Origin of the sequence: Geosporobacter subterraneus DSM 17957, assembly GCF_900142145.1 — a bacterium.
Taxonomy (GTDB): domain Bacteria; phylum Bacillota; class Clostridia; order Peptostreptococcales; family Thermotaleaceae; genus Geosporobacter; species Geosporobacter subterraneus.
In genome coordinates this window covers 1-24,289 of the sequence record NZ_FQZV01000036.1, presented here as the reverse complement: position 1 = coordinate 24,289, position 24,289 = coordinate 1, and the positions used below count along the sequence as shown (strand labels likewise).

Below are 24,289 nucleotides of genomic sequence, written 5' to 3'. Positions count from 1 at the left end.
ATAAACTATTTCCTTCCATTTTTTTTAATCATAATGGCCTCTAATACACCACCTGCTATATTCCTTGCCTTATCTGAAATACTATTAACATATTCGAAATTTCCCCTGGGGTCCACATCACCTATCTTCATACCGGATTTCACGTATATACCTTCATGGATCAATCCCCGTATCAGGCCTTCTATTCCTGCCTGAACTGGCTGTTCGCCCACAAAGGAAATCACCTCTGAAACAGAAACCCTATCCCCTATGTTTTTCATATGTCGGATAAAACCCTCTTGGGGAGCCCGGAGTACTCTCTCCTGAGTATATCCATCTATATCCCCCGGAATACCAGTGTCTGCTTCAGCACTTCCCTCAAAATATATTCTCCCTAGGTTATGGCCTCTGTTGGTTTCAACAACAATATCCACATCCTCACCTGCCGTAAAGCCCGGTCCTAATCCAATAACTACCTGGGCATCCTCCTTTTTAGTTCCAGTGTTTTTCTTTGCCAATATGGCATCTACAAGGTAGGGCGCCTGCAAGCTGACCTGTATGCTGCACTGGGGATCAATGATAATAGGTATTCTTCCCTTACCTAATATCTGCATGGTTTCTTCCAAGGATTCACCAGCCTCCGCAGTAATCCCTTCTACACTCCATGTTTTCTCATAGATTGCACTGGCAAAGGATACTTGCCGCCGCACACAGGTAGGCTGTGAAACTTCTGTCATGATGACAGAAAATCCGGATCGAAAAAGCTTATGTCCTACGGCCGTTGCCAAATCCCCTGCCCCTTTTATGATAACCAGTTCTTTAACTCTCATGTTCATTATCCTCAATCCTATTTAAGACTTTTTATATGTTCCAGTTTTCCCTGATGTCAGGTCAACTGTATTTCAGCCAGAATGCTAAAGGCAATATCCATAGGCGTCTCTCCTCCCAATTTGAGCCCGCCTGGTGCGTATACAGATCCTAAAACTTCTTTAGAAATGCCTTTTTGCTGAAGATTGGTCATTACATGCTCCTTTTTATTTTTGCTGCCTACCATGCCAATTTAGGCAGCCCCCGATTGATCACGGCCTCTAAGGCAATCTCATCTTTATCCTCTCCCAAATGAACAATTTGGATAATGACAAGGCTCACATCTTCTACACAGGCCTCCATTAGCCAGCCTGATAATATCTTCCTTACGAATTTTTTCGCCTGCGGCTACCCTTGGATACACCAAATCCAGTATTGTTACCTTTGCGTACATTCCACAGGCAGGTATACCAATCACGGGTGTGTCATCTTTCATATAAGCCATGAGAAACATGGCCCCAGGCAGCACTGGAGACCCATATTTGATAACCTCCGATACAGAGGCAATGGCTTTTGGCGTCACATCATCAGCATCTACAGCCATTCCGCCTGAAACTAATACTACATCGCATTCCGCTGCCGCTTCCAGGATTTTGCTTTTAATCACTTCTTCATCATCGGGAACAAAGCTAACGAAGGTTACTGTTCCGCCTAGCCTCTCTATCTTTTCCGTCAATACAGGACGGAAAGCATCTTTGATCAAGCCTTTATAAACTTCGGTTCCCGTAATAACCAGTCCGGCCTTTAAGGGTTTAAAAGGAAGAACCGAGACAATTTCTCCAGCTTCCCTTCTGATTTTATCTGCTTCTTTCAGAATATTCCCTTTTACCGTCAGCGGGGTTACCTTTGTCCCGGCAATCATCTCTCCCTTGCCTACAATGGTGTAGTTCGGCAGAGTAGATGCAACTACATCATCCAAGGTGTTCAATGCAATCAAAGCATCTACATTTACCTTTAGCAATCCATTGACTGTAGAAAATAGGTTTACTCTGCTTTCTGAAGGCTCTGAGGCTTCTACATTCCTTCCAGCTAATATCTTGCCTAGAAATATACCTGCTTCATCCTCATGGACATCATCCTTGTCCATATCGATCACCTGCAGATGGTTTTTGCCAAGCCTTCTAAGTTTATCTATGTCCTCTGCAGTAACTTTATGCCCTTTTTTAAATGCTCTGCCTTTCTTTTCTCCCGGCACAATCTCCGTAATGTCATGACATAGTATTGTCCCAACGGCATCCTCAACTTTTACCTTCTTACTCTTCACTGGACTACCCCTTTCACCAAACCCCTTACTTCAATACCTGCTCTTTATACGCATAAATCATGGGTTTTTCATATGTATTACCTATCATTACTCCTTTCAACATTGCTCCTGCCCCTTCCAGCAATAGGTCTCCAATCATTTTCGCTTGTTCCAGATTCTCTTCTGTTACTTTGTTTAGAAAAAGAGTTTTGGAAATAGCTTTAGGCAGCTTCCCGACCAATCCTTTGGGATGGAATAATATTTCTACCCGCTCCTGAAGGGAATAGGAGCTTATATCTGGAAAGGATTTTTGCAGAAGGAAATAACGATGCGCTTTTTCTGCAATCCTGCTGCAGGTAAAGGCATCCATTCCTGTTAATATGATTATCCTATCCGCTTCAAAAGGAAGACAGGGCTCATGGTCATCATAGAGCTTAATAGATTGTCCACGACAGCCATCGGCTTCCACAAAGATACCATAGTCGGAACATACTTGCTTCAGCATTGGGAACCATCCTATGGGAAGCCCCAGCAGTTTGCATTCATCTTCTAAGGTATATGCCGCTGCCGCTGTAATCAAAGCATCTCCTGCCTTTCGAAGATCTTCTGCCAACCTATGCAGATCAGAACCCAGAATAATCTTTCTTCCTTCTGGTGGGTAGATTTTTGTCGTTGTTGTGTGCAGTACCGGCAGGCCTTTATCCATCCATTCTGTAATAATCCCTTCGATCAGAGAAGTTTTTCCTCCACATCCTACGAAAGCAATCACTTCACCGACTTTAGGCGGGAAAAAGTCAATAAATTTATACAAAATCGCATTTCACATCTCTTTCTTAGACGTTCTTTTCTTTATTATATCTTTTTTTCATTCTAAATGAAATCTGTAATCATAATATATAAGAATATAACCCCTGATTATAGTTTTTTCTACGAGAAACATTTCCGCATCCTATAATTCCAAATTTATAAACTTTCTCGGTCTTAATCAATACACCCAAACCTCCCCAATTTTAATCACGCCTATTATTTTATTGCCCCATCAGCAGTTTGGGTACAAATAACGTCAGCTGTTTTCTCCTCAAATATCACTGACAAGATTCATCACAAAAAACTTCTTCCTGATCCAGTTGGATCCCTATGTGCTTTGCACTGGAATAACACACAGGGATTTTGGGAAAATAATTTTTCTTGTACATAGCTTTCACAACATATGTAAAATGAACTATGTTCCATAGTTCATTTTACATAATCTATTAACATAACTCCATTATGGATAGGTCATGCTCTTCTATTTTCCAAGCTGCTCTAGATGCCTCCCAATATGCTTTCTCAAAGCTTCATCATATTCTGCTTCATGCTGTTCAAGTGTATAAAAAAAGTCCTCGCGGAATAAATATTGCCCTGATGCATCCTTCGCCTGAAGCAGTATCCCATAGGTTATATGCAAGAGCTGTCGTGCGTTGTTTTCATTCATATATTGACTCAGTTCATGATCATTTACTTTTTCCAAAGGAACAATCCCCTCAATATCTGTAGTCACATGATAATAAGCCCTTGCCTCGTCAAAATGTTCCAAGGCATATTGATGCATTTTTCTATAGAGATTTGGATTTTTCTCTGCAACTACCCTCACGGCCTCCAGCCAATTGGTACCCGCAGTCTTCACATGAAATCTGCCCTCGGTGTATCTGCCTATAGTCTGAAATACAGAGAACTTATCACTTCCGGAATGGATGCTGATCTTATATCCAAAATGGTCAGCAATCTCTGCATGCACCTGGAATTCCTTTTCAAATTGATGTATGTCACCGATATAGTCTATACCCTTTTGGAATTCACCGCAGAATCTTGGAGCCATGCTATTGATATCCACCTGCCGGTCATAGATTTCCCTGGCCACAAAGTAATGGGCCTCCGGTGTAGTAGGCGTTACCGTTTCATCGATTGATACTTCAAAATCTATTTTTTGATCTCTGTGTTTGATTTGTTTTTCATAGATTGCTACAATAAAATCAGCAGCAGCACCGTAAATCAATACATTTTTCATTAAGTTTTCTTTACTGAAGCAGATTTTGCTGTTCCTAAGTTCGAAGCATTTATCTAAGTATCTGGTTTCATATCGCTCTCGAACTGATTGAGGCAACTGATAATATTTTTCTTCAACCTCAGTATCTGTTAGTTTATCTATGGTATTATCTATCATTTCTGAGCAGTCAAGGGTGATCATGGTAAAACCTAAATCTAACGCACTTTGAATATCCTCTTCTGTCTTCAGATGATCACCATCTGCGCCAAAACCATCCTTATAACCCTCTTGGAAAACAGCAAAACAGGCAGCATCCAATACATTTCTATAGGTTCTGTTAGTTAAATTTAACTCCCGTATACTCTGCTGGGCTAAGATTGGCCTTATTTCCCTTCCTTTCACTGCTTGAATATGGCCAGGTGACGCAATCCCGAGGCGGTCTCCCAGTCCAATCGTTGCAATCTCCTTTCCAAAAGCACTTGGTTTCGTATAAGGAAGATATTTATTTAATACTACCCGATTTAGATGACTGCAATTACAAACCTTGTAATCATCATAGGCTTCTCCCTCTAGCTCCTGGAAAAGGGGCCCGCTCCCTTGGGCTAAGATTACTTTTTTTTCTGCAGCTTTTACCATAATCATCTTAACCATATCCACTTCAACATAGGATTGAGGGTAAATTTTCACCCCATCCAGTTGAATGTTATGTCGATTATCTTTCAGGGCAGCTGCAATTTTTTCATAAATATCCATTTTTTCTTCCTCCTTCGGTTTAATTTGCATGTAAACATATTGTATTTCTCGTATTGTTAACGTGTGCATTTCTTGTTGAATTTTTCCGGTTCAGAAAAATATATTCAGTACATTTTCTTCTTTTGTGCTAATCATATCACAGAGATGCACACGTTAACAACACTTTTTGTATTTTCGGGCAATTTATCAAAAAATCTTGAGGATGCCCCCAAGACTTTTTATCTGTTTATTCTATTTAAAATCCTCTCGCTGAGGGGTAAATGCATCTACGGCAACTGCATCCTCCAATGCTGTCACACTGTGAGGCATATTGCTGGGTATGTATATGCTGTCTCCCTGTTTGACTACCTTGGTCTCTTCTCCCAAAGTAAATTCAAAACTCCCTTTTGCAATATAAGTAATTTGCTCATGAACATGGGCATGTACAGGCAAGCTTACCCCTTTTTCAAAGGTCACCTCTGTCATCATTAAGCCGCCGCCATAGCTAACCACCTTCAACACAACACCTTCAGCAGGCTTTCTGATCAATGCTTCCTCATTTCTAAAAAACATGTGAGTCCCTCCTTTTTCCTGTAATAATGTATATCTCAGAGTAAATATATCAGATTTTTACTATCTTGCATAGGGTCTTTAAACAAAGATAAAATCCCCCTTCTGCCAGTTGAAGGGGGTATTTAGGGGAGGAGCTTGAGGTGGAAAACGCTCCTTGTTCCTGATTAGTAAAGAGGCTCTGGTCTTTGAATAAAATGGAGGATATTTCCTTCAATATCTCTAAAGAACACTGTCCCAACACCATTGGGGTTGATCTTTAATTCCTCAACAATCTCCACCTGATGCCTTTGAAGATTTTGGTATTCCTTTTCTATATCATTGGTACCAAAAGCCAGGTGTCTGACGCCTTGGTGTTTATTTGTTCCCTGTTCTGTCGAATGTTCAGCAGGGTATATTTCAATCATGCTCTGATCCTCTAAGAGCAGGAAGAATGTCGGCATTTCCTTTTGATTGTTATATACAATCTTAAAGTCAAATACTTTTACGTACCAATCCTTTAATTTCACTGTATCTTTAGCACAGATACCCACATGTTCTAAAGTTAGCATCTTCTCATCCCTTTTCCGATGAATTATTATCGCTGCACTCTTCCGGAAGCATCGCCCTTCATCAGAGTCTCTACTTCTTCTATGGATACTAGATTGAAGTCTCCCTCAATCGTATGCTTTAAGCAAGAAGCTGCAACTGCATATTCCAAAGCATCCTGATTGCTCATGCCGGAAGACAATCCATAGATTAGACCTGCACCAAAGGAGTCTCCTCCTCCTACACGGTCTACAATACGAACATCATATCTTTTTGATTTATAGAATTCTTTCGTATCATACATCATGGCAGACCAACCATTGTCAGAAGCTGAGAAGCTCTCTCTTAAGGTAATGGCCACATATTTTAATCCAAAACGATCTGCCAGTTCCTGGGCAACTTTTTTGTATCCTTCATCACTTAAATGTCCACTGGTAATATTTGTTTCTTCCGCTTTGATACCAAATACTTTTTCAGCGTCTTCTTCATTGGCAATCACCACGTCACAATATTTTACGATTTCTCCCATAACCTTGCCGGCCTTTTCTGTGGACCAAAGCTTTTTTCTATAATTTAAATCAACGCTTACGGTTACGCCGGCTTCCTTTGCAGCTTTTACTGCTTCAAGGGTAATCTCAGCACAATTATCGGATAAAGCTGGTGTAATTCCTGTAAAATGGAACCACTCCGCTCCTTCAAAAATTTCTTCCCAGTTGAAATCTTCTTTTTTCGCTTCTGCAATCGCTGAATGCGCTCTATCGTAGATTACTTTAGAGGGTCTTTGGGATGCTCCCTTTTCACAGAAATAAATCCCTACACGGTCTCCACCTCTAGTAATCAAGCTGGTGTTTACACCATATCTTCTAAGTTCATTTACTGCAGATTGGCCAATTTCATGCTTTGGCAGTTTGGTTACAAAATATGCATCTTTACCATAGTTTGCTAAAGATACAGCAACATTGGCCTCTCCGCCTCCATATACTACGCCAAACTCTTTGGACTGCACAAATCTGTCGTAGCCTATAGGTGCCAATCTCAACATGATTTCTCCGAAAGTAACAAATTTACCCATTCTAATTTCCTCCTTATTTTCCTCTTGCCTTTTTAACTTCTTCTACAAACTTCGCAGCCGTCTCTGTTACTAATTCATAATTTCCTGTTTTTGCACCTTTTGTTAAATCACCGCCAGTACCTACTGCTACAGCACCAGCCTTAATCCAATCCTTAACATTGTCCAGGTTTACTCCGCCTGTAGGCATGAAGTTGCCCTGTGGAAGAGGTCCTTTGAACGCACTGATAATAGAAGGTCCGAATGCACTGCCAGGGAATACCTTAACGATCTCTGCCCCTAGCTCCAATGCTTCTACAGCTTCCTTAACTGTCATGATTCCAGGCATTACAGGTACTCTATAGCGATTGCACAGTTTTACTGTCTCAGGATTTAAGCTTGGACTTACAATATATTCAGCCCCTGCCAAAATACAAGCTCTCGCAGTTTCAGGGTCTAGTACTGTACCGGCACCAATAATCACATCTTCATCCTTATAGGCCTGTGAAAGCTCTTTGATTATATCCACTGCCCCCGGTACTGTCATCGTAATTTCTAAGGCCTTAATACCGCCGTTCTTCACAGCTTCTACGATTTTCATACCCTCTTCTTTCGATTCAGCTCTGATTACAGCAACTACGCCACATTCTACGATTTTTTTGATCGTTTCAATTCTTTTCATATACTACACCTCCATATAATTTCCGGGAGAAAACGTTGTCTGATGTCTTATGGCTTTATTGTATCGAAAAACACTCCAAAATGCAATAGGTTTTTGTATGAATTATTATTTTTTTCTTCTGTCAATTATTGTTTTCGCTAGGGAAACTTATAGTTCCCTTCGACGGCTGCAAGTCAGCCTGAGCACCCTCCTTAAACCAGCAAAGGGGCTTCCCCTTTGCAAACCCCATTGTCTAGGGAATTTACTGTTTTATAAATGATCTGCAATTATAAAACAGTAAATTCCCTAGACAAAAAAAGGTGCTGATCAGCACCTTTTTTTATTGGATAACTTATTCAATTTGTTACTATAGCATTCATCTAAAGGAACAGTATCTACTTGGCAATTTTCTACTTTCTCGATATTTGCTCCATACCATTTAAGATATGTTCACGCATATAATGTTTGGCCTGTTGAGGGGATTTTTGGAGAATGGCCTCCAATACTTTCTCATGGTATATAATTACCTTTTCTCCGCTTTCCGGAATATCCTTAGTCTCCTGGTAGCCTTCTTTAATGGAATCGTTAATAATCGGTACAATTCTTTGAATAATAGGATTTTGCGTACTCTTCGCAATAATGTTGTGAAAGCTTATATCCGTTTCTGTATGATCTTTACCTTGCAGGATTTCTTCTTTCATTTTGTGGAATACCGTCTGCAGCCTGTCCAGATTCTTTTGTGAAGCCCGTTCAGCAGCCAGCGCTGCCATCTCAGGCTCAATAATCAGCCTGGTTTCAAACAGGTACAGGAGCAGATCCTTCTTATTCATGAAGGTAACCCCTAATGGATCGGCTGCAATCCCAGGCTTTTCACAAACAAAAGTACCCTTTCCTCTACGGATCTCTAAAATATTCATAGAAATAAGAATTTTGATCGCCTCTCGAATAGTAGATCTGCTAACATTGAGCTTTTCTGCTAAATCTATCTCATTTGGCAGCTTATCACCGGGCTTTAGTTCATGATCGATAATCATCTTCTTTATATTATTCGCTACTTTCTCTGACAGTAGTACTTTTTCGAACATAGTTTTTATACACTCCCTGCATGCTTTACTCTATAGGTAGTATATCATAAATTAGCAGGCATGCATGCATTTCTTTCGTGTAGAATCATGGTGACTTCTAATCATTTCCGTAATAATATGCTAAAAGACTGCAGATTTTACTTTTTCTGCAGCCTTTTTTTACAACTCTTATTGGGCTATGTTCCCATACATTTCTACAATCTCCCCATAATATAAGGTATGATAGGTTTTTTCAGCTACATCCTTTGGATAGTGGGCTGCCAATATAGATGGATCTAATGCCTCTGGATTCATTTCCTGTTTATATACAACCTTACATTCCATATGTAGAAAGGCTTCTTCAATGACAGGAGAATCTACAGCCTTTGCTTTGATAGGTGTCAAATTTGTCTCTTTAAACTTGTCATAGTCACGACCTGATTTTGTTCCACAAAAGCCCATAGCTTTGTTGTATCCTTCATCGAAGAAATTTACTGTGAAATGATTGCTCTCCTCTAAGAGCTTATAGGTATGTCTGGAATCTCTGACCATCGCCACAAATATAGGTTTACCCCATGCAAACATGATGCTGCCCCATGCAATGGTCATGGGGTTAGGCTTCCCTTCATGTCCCTGTGCTACTAGCAGTACCCGGCCGCTTTTTAGAACTTCCAATAACTTCTCTGCGTGCTGCGGAAACTCAATTATTCTCTTTTCCAAAATCCCTCAACTCCTTTATATATTCATAGGACAAGTCCTGTATTTATCTATATTCATTAGACTCGTCATATTCATTTCTACCCGAAAAATCCCAAGATATATCTTAATTTATTCTTCCTAATAAGAACTTCTTTGCATAGGTTGTCCAAAACACTGGCAATGCTTCCTTTAAAACCAGTATACCCATACCAAAAAATAAAAGTCCCGCCACTGTATGAAGTATAGGAATTGGTACATATCTAGTGATGTAGTTACCGAAGTATGCAGCAATAAATGTTACCAGCGTCAAAGCCAGAGATGCACCTATAAAAATCGGCAAGGGCTGCTTATGCTGGGTCGTCAGGGTAAATACAGCTAACTGTGTCTTATCTCCCAGTTCAGCTAAAAAAAGCATTGTAAAGGCCACAAAAGAAAGCTTCCAGTTCATGTAACATACCTCCAGTATTGTTGATTTCTTTTAAAAATGATATTTCTGATAAAGATACAAGAAAAGACCCTTAACCTGAGGCAAAAAATAATGCACTCACGTTAAAGGTCTCGCATCCATCCAGTGGGATAAAGCCAGGCACATCGCCAGCATGTTGACTTTATCTAGTGAAAATCACTTGCTACTCCCCTTTATCGTCCAATCGGTTGTATTATATCATAGGCTTCCCTGTTTTGCAATGGATGCTGAAATGGATATTTCTTTTATAGTGTTTCTAATATGGATTCATATAAATCCTCTGGAGAATCGGCTTGTACCATTTCATCATCTACAAAAACATAAGGCCCCGAGGCACAATCGTCACAGTATCCCCAGCAGGCCGCTACTTCAATCTCAATCTCAGGTCTTTCATCTTTAATCTTTTCAATTACTTCATTCGTGTCATAGCCATAATTATTTTGACACACTTTAATCTTTGTCATTATTTTCTCTCCTTTTTAATGAAGCTTATTCTATAAATATTATTGTGTGTAGGGCAGTTATTATACAAGGTTCATGAATTAAATTCTTATACTTAATCTTTTCCCATGAACACAACAAAGCACTTTTAACTTGGAGTATGAACTTCTGTCTTTTACATTTCAAGTAATTACTTGAACAACATTTAAAAAAATACTAGTTCAAAAGCTGACTTCAAAAGTAAAAGCTTTTAAACCAGTATTTTTTTCTTATGCTTCTTATGCTAGATCTCAGGTTCTATTGGGTTTAACATCACCTCGATCAGTTCCTGGGCCCTACACAAATCACCTTCTCGTACATATATTTCTACATTATTCGATACTCCCGTTACGATTTGTAGATAAGAGTCAATTCCTCGCTGTTTTGTGAAAGGAGGTATGTTATTGTCACTTAACAGGCTAACCATCAAACTCGCTTCTACTCCATGGGCTGTAGTTAACAAAACCCAGTTCCCGTTCCTAGTCGGCGTAGACTCTTTTTTTATTATTGGCTCATCCTGCACCAGTGACACCTTACAATCATGACATTTCTCATACCCATTACGGTACTCGGTACTACACTTCGGACACCAAGGCATAGGCCTTTCCTCCTCTCCGTTTACAATACCTTAAGCGGATTTTTTAGTTGCTGCAGACAGAAATTCTTTGCTTTTTAAGATATTTACCCTGGGATACTCATGTCAATCGTAAATGGGATAACTTATATGGCCTATGCTTTTATAAGTATTAGGTTCTACCTAGAAATGTACATGCACCAGCCAAAATTTGATTCCTTTATCGCTCCACCCCAAATCCCATGGAACTCTATACCTGTCTGTATTATGAGAATTAACCAGTACAGAGCCTTTTGTATCCGCTCCTGATATTACAGAGATATGTATTACTTTTCCACCTTTCTCATAGGCTACAAAATCTCCAGGCTTTAACTGATAGGCTGCCTTATAGACTTTTTCATAAGTACCATGGGCAACCAAGGATGCTCTTCCGCTGTAAAGCATGTAGTTTTTGAATGCCTCCGCGTTCACCCAGGCCTTACTGCCGCCTTTCTCATAATTCCAGGCAGAGGTTTTCTTAAATTTTCCTCCTTCATATAGAATTTGGGAGGCATAGTTGGCACAGTCTCCGCCGTAGGGATTATAATTTTTATATTTTTTATTATATCCAAAATCACTTTCCTTTGCTGCCCCTGCGTATTGGTCCGCATAAGTCATAGCATTAGCTCTTCTTTCCATTAAAGGCGTCGGATCTGGTTTTTGTGCAAGGATATACTCACGTATATTCTCCCTTTTTTCTTGCGCTAAATACAATGAATTGGAAAAGGGATCAGAATACCATTCTTTTCGAATAAGCCATTGCTGGTTCTCATTTTTAATCATATCCAGCGAATGATAGGTGCCAATTCGAAAAGTGTTTACAGTTAAAGGATCATCCACATATACATATTGATAGGTTGTAGACACTAAAAGATTGCACTTGTATATGGATTCTTTTTCTTTGACACTTCTGAGAACTGTCTTCGCTCCGATATTAACAAATCTCACACCCTGCTTATCAGCCCAGTCGTGAAGATACTTCATCTTTTTCTTTTCAAATTCCAGTGCCCATATGCCAAGCTTCGTATCCTGGTCATATAGGGTTTCTAGAGCAGTTTGATCTTTTTGAAGCATAGCCTGACTTCTTCGAATGAAAATCTGCATAATTACATCTTCCAACTCTTCTTCTACTTCAGCAGATACCGCCTGTGTGAGCCTATTTAGATAGTATCCCCCTGATGTCAACACTGCTAAGACAGTGAAAATAAGCAGCAGCCGAGCTAACGGTTTTTTTCTGTATATTGATAAGTACACTACATTCCCTCCTTTGAATCCCTATAAGATTATATGTGGAGATTCATCAGGCTAGGATAAAAATTAAAAGTTTCTGTAAATCTTTACAGAAACTTTATTCAAAGAGTTCTATTCCCAGCGTATTATAAAATTCTTCATCAATATCATAGCTTTCCTGCATTCTATTGTCTTTCCTGAATTTCTTAACTAGCTCTTTCATATTCTCCCCGTATATCCCGTCAATCTCATGGGGATAATAACCTGCTTGCTTCATCTGTTTTTGTACTGCATATACATCGGCACCGCGATCGCCCGGTTTTATTGTACGGAAGCCATGATCAAAGGGACCGAACACACCACCATGAACAAAAACAGTAGTACCTACCTTAATCATACTGTACAGTTCTTCTACATCTGCGTTGCCCATTTGAATACATCCACTGGCAATCACGATACCATCGTCGGATGCATTGGTAAGACCATGTATTCCATAATTACCCCAGGGTACATTTAGGCCCATCCACCTTGGGCCGAATCCATCTTTCCATTTACCTTTTGCTTCTACTTGCCACGTTCCGATCGGTAGTGCAGCGGAATTGCTGTCAATGGCTATATCGTATTCTCTTAAGATCTCGTTTTTCTCATAGTCAAATAGAGTCAGCGTGTTTTCATAAATATCCACGAATATTGCTAGAGCATTATAATCGGGATTATCACGTATAACCTGTTCTTCCCAAGCTACATATTCATTTTCTTGAGAGATTCGAATAGGAATATTCAGCTTTACTTTATTCCCTGTATATGTAAAAAACTTGCCACTGTATAATAACAATGTTACACAGGTCAGACAAATCATTGTCCACAAGAACCACTTTTTCAATTGAATCCCTCCTCTGCATATTTCATTATATGCGAAGGAATTCTATTGCTATTACTATGAATTCTGTGCTACAGGCATGTGCTCTCTATTCGATAGATTTACCATGCAGTTGGATACATTTTGAAGTTAACATCATATATCCATTAGACTCTTGATATTAGGCTAGTTCACAGCTGTTCGATATAATAGAATGGACGTTTATGCAGTTATAAAAAGTAAATGATCAGCCATCATATTTATTATTCTGCCCTGTAACTGCGACATTTAATGGGAATAATGCGGCATTAGCGGTCGGACCGGGTCCACCGACCCTACAGACCAGCAGAATAGCAGGGTTCTGATGTAGGGTTGGGTCTCCGTGCCCAACCGAATAGATAAAACCTTGATGGCGGGCATGGAAACCCGCCACTACCCATAAATGACATATTTCAACGGTAGGGAACCACGCCTCCGTGGTTCAGCCTTATGACGCACAAATAACTAGAAGCACTTTTTTCATCATTGCACCCTGCAAAATAAGGATAATTCTTATTACACAAAATTCTATTCTTTATTATTTTTTGATCTAGAATTTGCCACATTGGCAATAAAAATGGTAATCATAGCATAGAACAGCATAACAGCACTTCCGATTGGCATTGCCCTAACACTTGAAAATAAAAGGTTTATGAAAGCAAAATTCCTCCCGCAAGGATTCGTCCTATGATTATTACAATAAAGAAGTGACAGAAAACCTTCATTCATTCCTGTCTAGCTTTTTATCAATTTGATTTAACTTAAGTTCAATTTCCTGAAGATGCAATTTTAATAGGTCAACTTTATCTTCAAGTTTTTTAATATCTTTAGGCACTCCGAAGGCCACCTTATAAATCAGATAACCTATGCCGATTATGATTAAGAATATCTCTGCCATCTCAATCTCTCCTCATCCGTGGCTTATTCTGCTGTTGTCTAGTACAGGATACAATTAAAAACTCCGGTATATCAACTTTTAAGTTTGATTCCCTTTTCCTATTTCTTGATAAAGCTTTAGGAGCATATTTGTTGGGAACAAACGCTGTTCAAACAGAACAATTATCGATAAAACAGCTTCTATTACCCCGATGATAAAGAATAATGCATGCAGAAAATGGACTCCCTTCAGCATGATACATTGGACAACAATCCAAATGACTAAAGCCCAGCTGAAAATACTGCTTATATAGCCTTGAAAACCTGATCTAAAAAGCATTGTTAATGCACTGCCGATATTTCCAAGGCCAATAATCGTAAATAAAATAATTCCCGGTATTAAATAATCGGTAAAAGGCACATTTTTCAAAGCCTCAACCGGCATTCCCAGCGGCTCCTGAGGATTAAGAATAGCAGCCATACCCCCAAATAGGGCTCCTACTCCTACAAATATATGTAACGCAAACAGCAAAGGATATACCAGCTTCATCTCTATTCTCTCCCTCCATTGCCAAGCTTAGAGCACAAGATCCTTAGGATTAGTCGTCTCTTGACTCAATTCCTTAAAAAAATTACTGTAAATACTGGTTACCTGTCCTAAGACTTCTAAAGTTATGTACGAATATAAGTTTGTAAAAATTGATCTCAGTACTTGGGGAAGAAAACCTAAGGAAGACCATCACGAGGTAATTGAAAGGCACGCCAGGGAGGGTTGGCGTCTGGTTCAGGTATTTGCGCCTGCTACATCCGGCTATGGTGCAGCAAACCATTGTGAATTGATATTTGAAAAACAAAATAATATCTATTTCGCTGGCATATGATCTAAAAAATAGCTTTAGATTCCCATGCCTTAGCTAGAATCCTTTTGTGTCTTTTTTCTTAAGAAAACCTGCTAAACCACTGCCTAGCAACGTTAATACAGAATAAATAAAAACCCATATTAAAAAAGTCTCATTAAACACTAAAAAAGTTGCCATTAGCCATCCTAAAAAGCTTATACATACCGGGATATAGATTTTTCTTGTCAGTATTTGACCTATGATTCCAAATATAAAAGATAAGACAGGAAAGATCAGCATCACCATCAAAAACTCCATTTCATATCACCTCATAAATTGATATTGCTTGTTTCTCTTGCAGTACCTAAAAAATACAATCAAATATATTATCGATAAATTTCTCAATTTTTTCTCTATTGGCAAAATCTATACCCGTGTGTTTTTTTATCACATTATTTCTCAAAAATGCGACCTGCATTGAAGACATGAGCATATGCATAATCATATAGATTTCTTGATCAGTCTTAGATTCACCATAGGCCTCTTTTAGGATTTTCAAATATACCTTGGCTGCCTGATCGCTATTATCTCCAATAAAACCTGCCGTTAAATCATTTATCATTGAAATTCTAGATATTCCTGGATTTTCTACGATAAACGAAGCCGCTGATTTGAAAATACATCTCAACCTTTCAATGGGTTCCATATCCAGGCTATGGGATAAGGGTTCAAACTGATCTATCAACTGGTTTACAATTCGTTGTACACAGAGCTCTATAAGCTTTTCCTTCGTTTGAAAATGATAATTGATCAATCCGATGCCGACTCCTGACTGCTCAGCTATATCGCGGATTGTAATTTTGCTGATATCTCCATACTGTTTAATAAGCTCTGTGGTGACTGCAATCATTTTTTCCCTTGCTTCTAATTCACTTTTTGCCATAAATACCCTCCTGTGTGAAGATGTTCAGTATCCTTTGAGGCGAGCTTTTGTTTTAAAGCAGATCTTCCTCTATGAAGCCTGTTTTTTACAACAGACAGTGAGCAATTTAAAGTTCTGGAAATCTCATGATAGGACAATGCATGGATATCCCGCATAATAATAATATTACGCTGATCCGTCGGAAGTTCTTTTATTGCATCTATTACGATGCTCCCTAGCTCCTTGACATCCATCACTTCTTCAGGAGTTTTGGACGGATCCATAATCTCTATTTTAGTGCATCCTCCTGTAGTTTCTAATTCTCTGTCTAAATAGTAATACTTATGCCTTCCTTTCTTTCGGATGAAATCTATACAGGCATTGACCGTAATACGACAAACCCATGTAGCGAAAACAGCGCTTCCCTTAAAACCTACTGCGGATTTGTAGACTTTTATAAATACCTCTTGTGTTATATCTAAAGCGTCATCTCGATCACCCAACATACTGTAGGCAATATGATAAATCTTCTTTTCATATAGTTTTACCAGCTTTTCAAAAGCTACAGGATCACCGTTTCTATAACCTTTCATCAATTCCTGTTCATCTCTATTCACAACCAATGCCCCCTTGTCTGCTTTATACCACCTACATCTCTCTCATATCTTATGATGCAGTAAAAACACCTGTCTTTATCTCTTGTCTCAAAACTGAACAATGTACAAAACACCGTTCAGTAAAATGATATCATCATCCTGTATAGCAGTCAATAGGTTGCAGCTCCACAATATTATCTAAATCAAATAATTTAACCTCTCTTTATCCTAAATCTCTAAATTATTTTTTTGTAAATGAATAAACTTCTATTATCTGGCCAAAATATAGTTAGTGAGAATATAGTGATGAGGCATTTTAGTCCCCCTTTAGTGCCACAAAGTCACTGTATTCTCATTTTTATTGTGTTCAAATCAATCAGGCTGAGCAGTCTGTTCAAAGGATTGCTTCACTAAAACCATCTTTAGCAATATTGAGCCATGGTCTTCCCATGAAAGGAGAAGCGCTCGGCCGTCACCTGGAGATGCTGGTGCATCACTTTAGAGAGATGGCAATCCAAGAGCATGGCCGTTTTGTAGACAAACAATAACCCATGTATAAAGTATCACTGAACATTATTTCCTAAGCTCTGGGCAGATAGGGTTTTTATGAAATTTAAAAAGAGAAACGGCAATCTTTATAAAACAAAGGGAACTCTAAGATGAATTCCCTCTGTTTTATCTATGAGGCAGCAAGCTCTCTAAAAAATAACTAAAGCACACTGCCTTCATTTTATGAATATTTGTCTCCATCTATACATCTTTTTTATATTTAATCTCTCCGTTTATAATAGTCATCAATACCTCTACATCCTTAAGCTGATCAGGATCAATCGTGAAAATGTCTTCTGATAAAACGGTGAAGTCCGCTGCCTTTCCAAGTGATATTGAACCCTTGAAATCCTCTTCGAAGGAAGCATAGGCTGCTCCCATTGTAAAGCCGTGGAGTGCCTGTTGAACCGTCAGACGCTGCTCCGGCATCCACCCAGAGGGTGGATATCCGTTCAGATCCTTTCGTGTTACTGCAGCATAGATACCAGGCATCACATCTAAAGGCTCTACGGGACAATCAGAGCCACAGGCAACATAAACACCCTTTTCCACCATGGTTCTCCAATTATAGGAAGTCTTTGCCCTTTCTTTTCCAATCCGCTGTTCTACCATATGCAGATCATAATGTATAAAAATGGGCTGTATGTGTGCAATTACTTCTAGTTCTTTATATCTGTTTAGCAGTACTTCATCGGTAATCTGGCAGTGTATGATGCCATGCCGGGTGTTCTTCCTAGGATTGATCTTCTGTGCTTTTTCGATGCTATTGAAAGCCATATCCATAACCCTGTCTCCGATACAGTGGATGGCTACCTGAAGCCCTGCATTATGCGCAATCAGTACCAGTTGATCCAGTTCATCCTGAGTATAAACACTGATTCCGCAGGTTTCAGGAGCATCGGCATAGGGTTCTCTTAAATAGGCAGTCCTAGCACCCAAAGAGCCGTCACACAGCAGTTTTAGAGGACCAATTTTAAAAAACTCATCTCCTTTTCCCGTACAATACCCCAGCTTCAGGAATCTCTTCAAGTCCTCAAGATTTGGCAGCAAGCACTGCTCGTATATTCTTATTGGCAGCCTTCCTTCTGCTTGCAATGCTTTATAAGCTTGTATAACCTTTTCAAAGTCCTTTGCTGCAAGAGCACCAAAATCATCGGTTTGAACAGAGGTAATTCCCTGCTTCAGGGCTAGGGCTGCAGCATCCAAAATCATTTGCTTAATATCCTCAAGCTTTGGCTCCGGTATATGTGCATCAATCAATTGCAGCGCATTTTCTCTAAAAATCCCTAGGGGTTCCCCGGATTCATCCACATCAAAATGACCTCCCAGGATTTGAGGTGTATCCTTTGTGATACCCATGACTTCTAATGCTGTGCTGTTCACGATGGCCACGTGTCCACAGACTCTGGCCAGTCGGATCGGATATTCAGTGCTGATCTGATCTAAATCATATCGTGTGGGGAATCTGTGGTTCGTAAAATAATCCTGATTCCAACCTCTTCCCTCCATCCATCTATTAAGACTAAAGCTTTTTCCTTCTGCGAAATCTCTGCATCTCTGAAGGATGTCCTCTATGGATGCTGTGCCTGAAAGGTCTATTTGCTGCAAACTCGCTCCAAAATGCAGCAAGTGCATATGACTATCGTTAAATCCCGGTACCATCATTTTATTTTCTAAATTGACCATCTCTGTGTGCTGATCTTTTAACGCCATTACATCTACACTCTTTCCAAGCATTACAATCCTGCCATTCTGTACTGCTACTGCTTCTACCTTTGGATTTTCTTCATCCATGGTTACAATATTGCCGTTATAAAAAATCCGATCCATGCTTCACCTCCTATTCTGAATTTCTACGTACTCCTATCATACCTATAGAAAGAAAGATTTACAAGGCATAGATGTCAGAGAATTCTATATCTATTCTTTCTACATTGATCTCCTGCACTACAGCAGCCTCAGCTTCTCCATTATCCTCTCTTGTGATCAGTACTGCCGGGAGTCGGATGATAAATTCACTGCCTTTACCCACAATGCTCTTAACTGCGACAGTTCCCCCATGAAGCTCCACCAGAGATTTCACAAGGGATAGCCCAATTCCGCTGCCTTCCTTTTCCCGGCGCAAAGACCCATCTGCCTGTCGGAATCTTTCGAAAATGATATCCTGCTTATCTTGAGGAATCCCTATTCCCGTATCCTTTACGGTAATCACGACCCAATCATCGCTATCATGAACCACCACTTCTATTTGCCCCCCTGAGGGAGTAAATTTAATAGCATTGGATAACAAATTCATCATAACCCTTTCCAGCTTATCGCCGTCACAGGCAATAATTTTTTCTTCGATATCCGTGTCAAAGATTAGGGTAATCCCCTTTGTTTCCACAAAGTCAGCAATGGATAGCGTGATATCTTCCACAATACGGACAATATCGCTATTGACTGGATTTAGCCGCATGAACCCTGAATCAAGCCGGGTAATATCAATGAGATTGTTGATGAGCTTTAGTAACCGATAGCAGTTTTGCATCATGATTCGAGTATACTTATCCAGAGAAGAACCATATGCACAGTCTGCATTTACACTGGTTCTCATTTTCAACAGTTGGACGCTGCCTAATATTACATTAAGGGGTGTCTTCAATTCATGTGAAATCGTAGAAAAGAATTCAGTTTTTAAGCGGTCATATTCTGTAGCCTCATCTAACAGGCGATCCTTTTCTATCACTGTTTTTTGCAATCTCTCCGTCTTTTTTCGCTCGCTGATATCCCGAACCACGCTGATGATATACATCCCGTCCTCTTGACGGAAGGATGTTCCACCTATTTCAACATCGATGACAGTACCATCGTGGAGAATAAGCTTTTCTTCGATAAAGTCTACAGTGGTTTCCATAGCAGTTAATTTTGCTAATCTTTCTGCAGCCCGCTCTTTACAATCGGAATGGAGGTTGAAAAACAAATGGGTTTTTATATCCTCCACATTTGTACAATTCATCAGTTTGAATGCTGCACTATTTGCCGCAATAGGCTCCTCCCCTTTGTGCAAAATCACAGCATCCGGCAATAATTCAATCAGTCTGCGGTGATACCTTTCGCTCTCTCTTAGCGCTTGCTCTGCAATCACCTTCTCGGTGATATCCCGATGACTCCATACCTTTCCATAGAAAACTCCATCCAGGATCAAAGGTCTGGATACCCTTTCAATTAATCTGTTATCCTTTGTTTCTAAATAATCGGTGAACTCATTGGGCATATCCCAAATCTGTTTTGTTATTTTCTCAAACTCATCAGGATCAATAAACTGTTTTTTACCGATCTCTACCAACCCTATGCAGCTTTCTGTATCAAACATATATGGGAGGTTAAACATTTTATAAAAAAGATTATTTGAATGTATGTGGGTTCCATCTTTATGGGTCACGATAATTCCGTCTCCAACTGCATCTAGAATCCCCTTCAGCTCCTTCTTTTCCTTTCTGAGCTCCATCTCTGTTTTTTCCCTTATCATGACCTCTGAAAAAAGTCTCTGATTCGTTTGATGCAACAGACCATAGGGTTTCCTTAGGCTGGATTCCACTAGGGCTTTGTACATACAGTAGACCGCTGTTACTTTAAAAATATGTCCTGCTAGATGCGTAATGTCCCCCATTTCCCCTGAAAATAAAAAAGTGATCTGTGCAGTATGTGTGGCCAAAAAATACCTTATCATATATTTTGAAATATTTTCTGACATTTCCTTTTGATTCATTATAAATAGCAGGAGGGCAAAAATAGAAATGCCGAGTAATAGGTATTCAAGCATATATTGGAAAGCCGTAAAACCTATGCTATTGATATAGCTTTCGGGAATCATATTCCCTCGGTATACCAGCAGCAGCAATGCTGTGGAGATCCCTAAAAAGCTTATGAATACTTTATTAAAATTAATTTTGCACCTTAGGTATCTCATGCAAATCAACAGGGATATATATTCCATCCCACTGCCAATTAACCAAAACTGGGAGGACAGATTGTAATGATACACATAATAATAATTGGATTCCATGAAAGTAATAATGTGCAGAATGAAAAATATGGCTACAAATCCTTGTGCAATCCCTAAAAAAATCAGCCAGTTATTCTCATTGATATGATAGGTATTGAACGCTATAGTGGCCATTGTAAAAGCAACAACTGCCCCGGTCAACTCTATCACGCTGTGGTAGAGTCTATAATCATATAAGCTTAAAGCAATGAATCCAGCCAGCAATAGAGCAGCAGGAAGCTGCCTGAAGATTTTTCCTTTGCCAGCCTGATGTCCTTCAATCCACTTGTATGTATCATTATATCCAATATAGCTTCTTTTCTTTTCTGTATCTTCCATGGTTGTTACTCCTTTCCCCGCCAAAGTGCAAATATTCGTATTTTGACCAGATATAGGAATAATTCAATAAATTACATTTTTTCCCTTCTTTCACCAAATTAACCAGTCTATTAATTATTTTAGATGAGATGCAATACATAAAAATATCCATCTGCATAGGTATGGGGATACCAGGCTGATGGATCATTTATTCTAGAATCTTTACTTCTATCCATATTCTAAGAATATCTGTTAAGTGGATCTTTTCCACGAATAACTGGTACTCCTTTCCGTTAACCTTCATAATTCTACGGTCGATAATCGCTTCAATGAGGTCGATATCTATATCCTTCACTTCTTTTCCTATAAGTTTTACATATTTTTCTTTTATATGCTTTTCTAAAGTAATTGCATCCATTTCGTTACCTTCAAAAACCAATTCAACCTGGATTTCCTTCAGGATAATTTTCTGTTGGTTGATGGATTCTTCCAGTTTTTCCAGCCTTAAATTCTTGTCTTCTATCGTATTCTTCAGCTCCGTGATAATCTCATGATCCTGATCCAGCCGATAGCTAACGAATGTACTGATGCTCAGGATTCCAATTAAGCCTCCTATAATCATCCCCGTAATAAAAACAATAAAAAGGGCTGTCCCTCTGTTCTTTACTCTCCCCATAACCGAGTACACTCCCGAAGCAGTTTAATGAATATGCATCCCAGATTGGCGCCGGTTAGCGCAGTGAAAATATAGATAATCTGTTTGATTACCGATTTCATTTCACCTTTTATGATTCCTTGCTCTATCACTTCAAAGGAAGGAAAGGTTCCTCCCAAAGCTACTGCTACAGCCCAAATCTTGATAGATTGGGAGACATCTATCATGGTATTAAGCGGAGGATGATTGTTGAGTAACGCACTAAGTCCTGCAAAGACACTTGCGCCTATAACGACTCCAAAGGCAATAAAAAAATTATATATAAGATTGGCGGTAAAATGAAACATCTCAAAACCTGCCTCTCTAAAGTCTGTTAGTATAGCATATGACTGTCAGCGGTATCTTATCACAAGACATACACAAATTACAAAACCGGAACGTTATTCCGGTTTTGTTTGTTCCAGCTCTTTTATTCCTATTTTGATGATTTTTGGTGCTGCCAAGTAACGATCTGTGGAAACCACTTCTGAGCGAACCACTTTTCCATCTTGGTACACTGTTTTAACCAACTGAGATCTGTACCCTATCTGTCCCTTTTCTTTGACAACTTCCTTACCCATCTCAAGGGCAGCATCCTCTTCATACTTTGTGGTTGGTTCTGTTTTACTTAAGACTGTAGAAGTCAATTTCACTTCTTTTCCTGTTTTTGTGCTGAACAGATCAAAGGTAACGCTATTTTTTCCAGCGGCTGCCCGTATATAAATATAGGCGTCTGTATTGTTTTTAAACTTTAGATCCTTACTTCCCCAGTCAATAGCAGCGTCCCGGCTTAGAGGTACATAAGGTACTGTCAAGCTGTGGCTGCTGCGCTCCACGACTTGCAAATCCGCCATTAGCACTGCGTTGTATAGAGTTGTGGATACTTGACAAATCCCTCCGCCAACGCCAGTATCCAGCCTTCCATTTACATATATCCCTGCCTCCTTAAATCCACGGGCAGTTGTTCTTTTACCTACAACTTCGTTAAAGGAAAAAACTTCACCTGGAGCAAGTACCTTTCCATCAATAAAACTTGCAGCTAATCGTATATTGGAGGATCGTTCTACTTTTCCTGCATCAAAGGTAGTTGTAAAGCTAGCTACCTTTTCTTGCACACCCTGTTGCCGCAGCATATCACCTGAAATCTGAGGCTGAACTTCTTTTAATGTCAGATAAAAGGTACTGTTTTCTTCCTTTAGTGCATTTTCCATAATCTCCGCTGCTAATTTTTCCCGGTCAAAAGCGAAGCCGGTTGTACCTTCTTGAATAATAATCTTTCCCTCCTGATATACAAAGCGTGCATCCTTAGGCTTTGTTAGAGTTGAATCGTCAAATGTCTTCATGGCTTCTTTAAATAGATCTTCATCAAAGCTATAAGTTATGGTAAATCTTTCACCCTTTTCTTCTATACTTCTGTATTGACTAAATCTACTTAAAAGTCCCATCTCATTATCCAGAATCGCCCCTATTTGCGCCTTAATATCTTCTGTATCAAAGGCAAATCCCAACTGATCCAATGTAAACTCCCGTTGTTGGTTCTCCGGTACGCCTTCAAAGATGATCATAATCTTTTTGTTTAACTGTGTCTCTATTTTTTCATCAATAGCCTTTTCCACATCCTCTAAAGTCATTCCCCCCAGATGCAGCTCCTCGATCCAAACATTTCTCGGCAAAACAGTGCTCATCCGACCAATGGTTTCTATACTATACCCGTATGCGGGAATTGCCAGACTAACGCACAAAATCAATATTAACAGTAAAATATTCTTTTTACTGACAATCTTTATCATAAACTTATTCCCCTTTCCTCTATTTTTCTTTCGATTGCTTCACAACCTGTACTTCCTGTCCTATCATGTATATTTCAGCTGCACCTATAAATATGAATCATTCGTTATTCTTTCTATATTATTTTTATACCCACTATTTATTAGACGAAAGAATATAAACATTATTACAGATTTTATTCAAAAAATCTCAGACCAATTTTTTCTTCTTCAGCTAAAAAAAGAAAAACATCTTTACCAGTTGAGGATATTGCATAATTCAAAAATTGAAATTGTGGATAAAAATCTGTGAAAAATCCCAAATTGACCCTAAAAAAGGTTAGACAACCCCTATAAAACTAAGTTATCCACAGTTTTTTCAATTTTTATTATGAATGCATCCCTCCCATTTTTACATTGTTAGTTTTATGCTGCATGATTCAATTTCTTATCAGCCTTTACCATCTTAGATGCGATGATGGCAATACAGGTTAAATCCATGAATACTTTCGATTTTTTAATCCCTGAAACTCTAAGATTATTCAGGGCATAATGTTCTTTGCCATCACCAAAGAAACGTTCTACAGAAGTTCTCATG

Annotated in this window: 27 protein-coding genes; 1 reads left to right on the top strand and 26 read right to left on the bottom strand. The window is 39.2% G+C overall.

Translation table 11 applies throughout. The annotated features are described in order from the left end of the window. Positions 1 to 5: 5 nt before the first annotated feature. The 18 genes from yqeB to BUB56_RS12975 form a co-directional block, all read right to left on the bottom strand. A complete protein-coding gene (gene yqeB / locus BUB56_RS13055) occupies positions 6 to 815 on the bottom strand; it encodes a selenium-dependent molybdenum cofactor biosynthesis protein YqeB (protein ID WP_330392642.1) in 810 nt (269 codons plus the stop codon). A 50-nt stretch (positions 816 to 865) separates the two neighbouring features. Continuing rightward, a complete protein-coding gene (locus BUB56_RS13050) occupies positions 866 to 1,033 on the bottom strand; it encodes an XdhC family protein (RefSeq protein WP_110941753.1) in 168 nt (55 codons plus the stop codon). 51 nt (positions 1,034 to 1,084) lie between these two features. Beyond that, on the bottom strand, positions 1,085 to 2,110 hold the full coding sequence (locus tag BUB56_RS13045) for a molybdopterin-binding protein (RefSeq protein WP_110941752.1): 1,026 nt from the start codon (positions 2,108 to 2,110) through the stop codon (positions 1,085 to 1,087). A 25-nt stretch (positions 2,111 to 2,135) separates the two neighbouring features. Beyond that, a complete protein-coding gene (gene yqeC, locus BUB56_RS13040; protein WP_190014502.1) occupies positions 2,136 to 2,900 on the bottom strand; it encodes a selenium cofactor biosynthesis protein YqeC in 765 nt (254 codons plus the stop codon). Between the two features lie 477 nt (positions 2,901 to 3,377). Beyond that, positions 3,378 to 4,868: a tagaturonate epimerase family protein gene (locus tag BUB56_RS13035; protein WP_110941750.1), complete on the bottom strand. Its 1,491-nt coding sequence runs from the start codon at positions 4,866 to 4,868 to the stop codon at positions 3,378 to 3,380. Positions 4,869 to 5,099: 231 nt separating this feature from the next. Beyond that, positions 5,100 to 5,420, bottom strand: a complete 321-nt coding sequence (locus BUB56_RS13030) for a cupin domain-containing protein (protein WP_110941749.1) — start codon at positions 5,418 to 5,420, stop codon at positions 5,100 to 5,102. A gap of 164 nt (positions 5,421 to 5,584) precedes the next feature. Then, the gene (locus tag BUB56_RS13025) at positions 5,585 to 5,968 is read right to left on the bottom strand and encodes a VOC family protein (protein WP_110941748.1); all 384 of its coding nucleotides are present in this window, start codon (positions 5,966 to 5,968) and stop codon (positions 5,585 to 5,587) included. Between the two features lie 26 nt (positions 5,969 to 5,994). Then, on the bottom strand, positions 5,995 to 7,017 hold the full coding sequence (locus BUB56_RS13020; protein WP_110941747.1) for a sugar kinase: 1,023 nt from the start codon (positions 7,015 to 7,017) through the stop codon (positions 5,995 to 5,997). A 13-nt stretch (positions 7,018 to 7,030) separates the two neighbouring features. Beyond that, positions 7,031 to 7,675: a bifunctional 4-hydroxy-2-oxoglutarate aldolase/2-dehydro-3-deoxy-phosphogluconate aldolase gene (locus BUB56_RS13015; RefSeq protein ID WP_110941746.1), complete on the bottom strand. Its 645-nt coding sequence runs from the start codon at positions 7,673 to 7,675 to the stop codon at positions 7,031 to 7,033. Positions 7,676 to 8,064: 389 nt separating this feature from the next. Further along, positions 8,065 to 8,739 carry a FadR/GntR family transcriptional regulator gene (locus BUB56_RS13010; RefSeq protein ID WP_110941745.1) on the bottom strand — a complete coding sequence of 225 codons (675 nt, stop codon included), beginning with the start codon at positions 8,737 to 8,739 and terminating at the stop codon, positions 8,065 to 8,067. A 168-nt stretch (positions 8,740 to 8,907) separates the two neighbouring features. Beyond that, positions 8,908 to 9,438: a flavin reductase family protein gene (locus BUB56_RS13005; RefSeq protein ID WP_242946356.1), complete on the bottom strand. Its 531-nt coding sequence runs from the start codon at positions 9,436 to 9,438 to the stop codon at positions 8,908 to 8,910. Between the two features lie 103 nt (positions 9,439 to 9,541). After that, entirely contained in the window at positions 9,542 to 9,865 is a 324-nt protein-coding gene (locus tag BUB56_RS13000) for a TMEM165/GDT1 family protein (RefSeq protein WP_110941744.1), read from the bottom strand. A 263-nt stretch (positions 9,866 to 10,128) separates the two neighbouring features. Next, positions 10,129 to 10,347: a DUF1450 domain-containing protein gene (locus BUB56_RS12995; protein WP_110941743.1), complete on the bottom strand. Its 219-nt coding sequence runs from the start codon at positions 10,345 to 10,347 to the stop codon at positions 10,129 to 10,131. 260 nt (positions 10,348 to 10,607) lie between these two features. Then, positions 10,608 to 10,961: a putative signal transducing protein gene (locus BUB56_RS12990; protein WP_110941742.1), complete on the bottom strand. Its 354-nt coding sequence runs from the start codon at positions 10,959 to 10,961 to the stop codon at positions 10,608 to 10,610. A 159-nt stretch (positions 10,962 to 11,120) separates the two neighbouring features. After that, the gene (locus tag BUB56_RS12985) at positions 11,121 to 12,230 is read right to left on the bottom strand and encodes an amidase domain-containing protein (RefSeq protein WP_242946354.1); all 1,110 of its coding nucleotides are present in this window, start codon (positions 12,228 to 12,230) and stop codon (positions 11,121 to 11,123) included. Positions 12,231 to 12,324: 94 nt separating this feature from the next. Further along, positions 12,325 to 13,089 (bottom strand): L,D-transpeptidase family protein, encoded by a 765-nt coding sequence (locus tag BUB56_RS12980; RefSeq protein WP_110941741.1) that lies wholly within the window; start codon positions 13,087 to 13,089, stop codon positions 12,325 to 12,327. Positions 13,090 to 13,825: 736 nt separating this feature from the next. Next, positions 13,826 to 14,002 (bottom strand): hypothetical protein, encoded by a 177-nt coding sequence (locus BUB56_RS19445; RefSeq protein WP_190014500.1) that lies wholly within the window; start codon positions 14,000 to 14,002, stop codon positions 13,826 to 13,828. A 78-nt stretch (positions 14,003 to 14,080) separates the two neighbouring features. Continuing rightward, the gene (locus BUB56_RS12975) at positions 14,081 to 14,530 is read right to left on the bottom strand and encodes a hypothetical protein (RefSeq protein ID WP_110941740.1); all 450 of its coding nucleotides are present in this window, start codon (positions 14,528 to 14,530) and stop codon (positions 14,081 to 14,083) included. A 124-nt stretch (positions 14,531 to 14,654) separates the two neighbouring features. On the opposite strand from BUB56_RS12975, the gene BUB56_RS12970 reads away from it, so the two are divergent. Then, positions 14,655 to 14,861, top strand: coding sequence for a DUF4177 domain-containing protein (locus BUB56_RS12970; RefSeq protein ID WP_110941739.1), 207 nt, complete (start codon positions 14,655 to 14,657; stop codon positions 14,859 to 14,861). Positions 14,862 to 14,894: 33 nt separating this feature from the next. On the opposite strand, the gene BUB56_RS12965 is transcribed toward BUB56_RS12970, so the two are convergent. The 8 genes from BUB56_RS12965 to BUB56_RS12930 all read right to left on the bottom strand — a co-directional run bounded on the left by BUB56_RS12965 (position 14,895) and on the right by BUB56_RS12930 (position 23,715). Then, a complete protein-coding gene (locus tag BUB56_RS12965; protein WP_110941738.1) occupies positions 14,895 to 15,137 on the bottom strand; it encodes a DUF2651 family protein in 243 nt (80 codons plus the stop codon). Between the two features lie 46 nt (positions 15,138 to 15,183). Then, positions 15,184 to 15,762, bottom strand: coding sequence for a TetR/AcrR family transcriptional regulator (locus BUB56_RS12960; RefSeq protein WP_110941737.1), 579 nt, complete (start codon positions 15,760 to 15,762; stop codon positions 15,184 to 15,186). After that, positions 15,744 to 16,358 (bottom strand): RNA polymerase sigma factor, encoded by a 615-nt coding sequence (locus BUB56_RS12955; RefSeq protein WP_110941736.1) that lies wholly within the window; start codon positions 16,356 to 16,358, stop codon positions 15,744 to 15,746. The genes BUB56_RS12960 and BUB56_RS12955 overlap by 19 nt, the downstream gene beginning before the upstream one ends. A 729-nt stretch (positions 16,359 to 17,087) precedes the next feature. Continuing rightward, entirely contained in the window at positions 17,088 to 18,716 is a 1,629-nt protein-coding gene (locus tag BUB56_RS12950; protein ID WP_110941735.1) for an amidohydrolase, read from the bottom strand. A gap of 58 nt (positions 18,717 to 18,774) precedes the next feature. After that, positions 18,775 to 21,252: an MASE3 domain-containing protein gene (locus BUB56_RS12945; RefSeq protein WP_110941734.1), complete on the bottom strand. Its 2,478-nt coding sequence runs from the start codon at positions 21,250 to 21,252 to the stop codon at positions 18,775 to 18,777. 187 nt (positions 21,253 to 21,439) lie between these two features. After that, positions 21,440 to 21,907, bottom strand: coding sequence for a hypothetical protein (locus BUB56_RS12940; RefSeq protein WP_110941733.1), 468 nt, complete (start codon positions 21,905 to 21,907; stop codon positions 21,440 to 21,442). Beyond that, the gene (locus tag BUB56_RS12935; RefSeq protein WP_110941732.1) at positions 21,895 to 22,233 is read right to left on the bottom strand and encodes a YtrH family sporulation protein; all 339 of its coding nucleotides are present in this window, start codon (positions 22,231 to 22,233) and stop codon (positions 21,895 to 21,897) included. Before BUB56_RS12935 ends, BUB56_RS12940 begins: the two co-directional genes overlap by 13 nt. 93 nt (positions 22,234 to 22,326) lie before the next feature. Beyond that, positions 22,327 to 23,715, bottom strand: a complete 1,389-nt coding sequence (locus BUB56_RS12930) for a VanW family protein (RefSeq protein ID WP_110941731.1) — start codon at positions 23,713 to 23,715, stop codon at positions 22,327 to 22,329. Positions 23,716 to 24,289 lie beyond the last annotated feature (574 nt).

Bases quoted from the DNA above. Each gene is read 5' to 3' on its own strand.
- BUB56_RS13000 (WP_110941744.1), bottom strand. From the start codon at position 9,865: ATGAACTGGAAGCTTTCTTTTGTGGCCTTTACAATGCTTTTTTTAGCT.
- BUB56_RS12990 (WP_110941742.1), bottom strand. From the start codon at position 10,961: ATGCCTTGGTGTCCGAAGTGTAGTACCGAGTACCGTAATGGGTATGAG.
- BUB56_RS12930 (WP_110941731.1), bottom strand. From the start codon at position 23,715: ATGATAAAGATTGTCAGTAAAAAGAATATTTTACTGTTAATATTGATT.
- BUB56_RS12960 (WP_110941737.1), bottom strand. From the start codon at position 15,762: ATGGCAAAAAGTGAATTAGAAGCAAGGGAAAAAATGATTGCAGTCACC.
- BUB56_RS13025 (WP_110941748.1), bottom strand. From the start codon at position 5,968: ATGCTAACTTTAGAACATGTGGGTATCTGTGCTAAAGATACAGTGAAA.
- BUB56_RS13030 (WP_110941749.1), bottom strand. From the start codon at position 5,420: ATGTTTTTTAGAAATGAGGAAGCATTGATCAGAAAGCCTGCTGAAGGT.
- BUB56_RS13015 (WP_110941746.1), bottom strand. From the start codon at position 7,675: ATGAAAAGAATTGAAACGATCAAAAAAATCGTAGAATGTGGCGTAGTT.
- BUB56_RS13035 (WP_110941750.1), bottom strand. From the start codon at position 4,868: ATGGATATTTATGAAAAAATTGCAGCTGCCCTGAAAGATAATCGACAT.
- BUB56_RS12970 (WP_110941739.1), top strand. From the start codon at position 14,655: ATGTACGAATATAAGTTTGTAAAAATTGATCTCAGTACTTGGGGAAGA.
- BUB56_RS12940 (WP_110941733.1), bottom strand. From the start codon at position 21,907: ATGGGGAGAGTAAAGAACAGAGGGACAGCCCTTTTTATTGTTTTTATT.
- BUB56_RS12945 (WP_110941734.1), bottom strand. From the start codon at position 21,252: ATGGAAGATACAGAAAAGAAAAGAAGCTATATTGGATATAATGATACA.
- BUB56_RS13020 (WP_110941747.1), bottom strand. From the start codon at position 7,017: ATGGGTAAATTTGTTACTTTCGGAGAAATCATGTTGAGATTGGCACCT.
- BUB56_RS12935 (WP_110941732.1), bottom strand. From the start codon at position 22,233: ATGTTTCATTTTACCGCCAATCTTATATATAATTTTTTTATTGCCTTT.
- BUB56_RS13010 (WP_110941745.1), bottom strand. From the start codon at position 8,739: ATGTTCGAAAAAGTACTACTGTCAGAGAAAGTAGCGAATAATATAAAG.
- BUB56_RS13050 (WP_110941753.1), bottom strand. From the start codon at position 1,033: ATGGTAGGCAGCAAAAATAAAAAGGAGCATGTAATGACCAATCTTCAG.
- BUB56_RS19445 (WP_190014500.1), bottom strand. From the start codon at position 14,002: ATGGCAGAGATATTCTTAATCATAATCGGCATAGGTTATCTGATTTAT.
- yqeB (WP_330392642.1), bottom strand. From the start codon at position 815: ATGAACATGAGAGTTAAAGAACTGGTTATCATAAAAGGGGCAGGGGAT.
- BUB56_RS12975 (WP_110941740.1), bottom strand. From the start codon at position 14,530: ATGAAGCTGGTATATCCTTTGCTGTTTGCGTTACATATATTTGTAGGA.
- BUB56_RS12950 (WP_110941735.1), bottom strand. From the start codon at position 18,716: ATGGATCGGATTTTTTATAACGGCAATATTGTAACCATGGATGAAGAA.
- BUB56_RS12965 (WP_110941738.1), bottom strand. From the start codon at position 15,137: ATGGAGTTTTTGATGGTGATGCTGATCTTTCCTGTCTTATCTTTTATA.
- BUB56_RS12995 (WP_110941743.1), bottom strand. From the start codon at position 10,347: ATGACAAAGATTAAAGTGTGTCAAAATAATTATGGCTATGACACGAAT.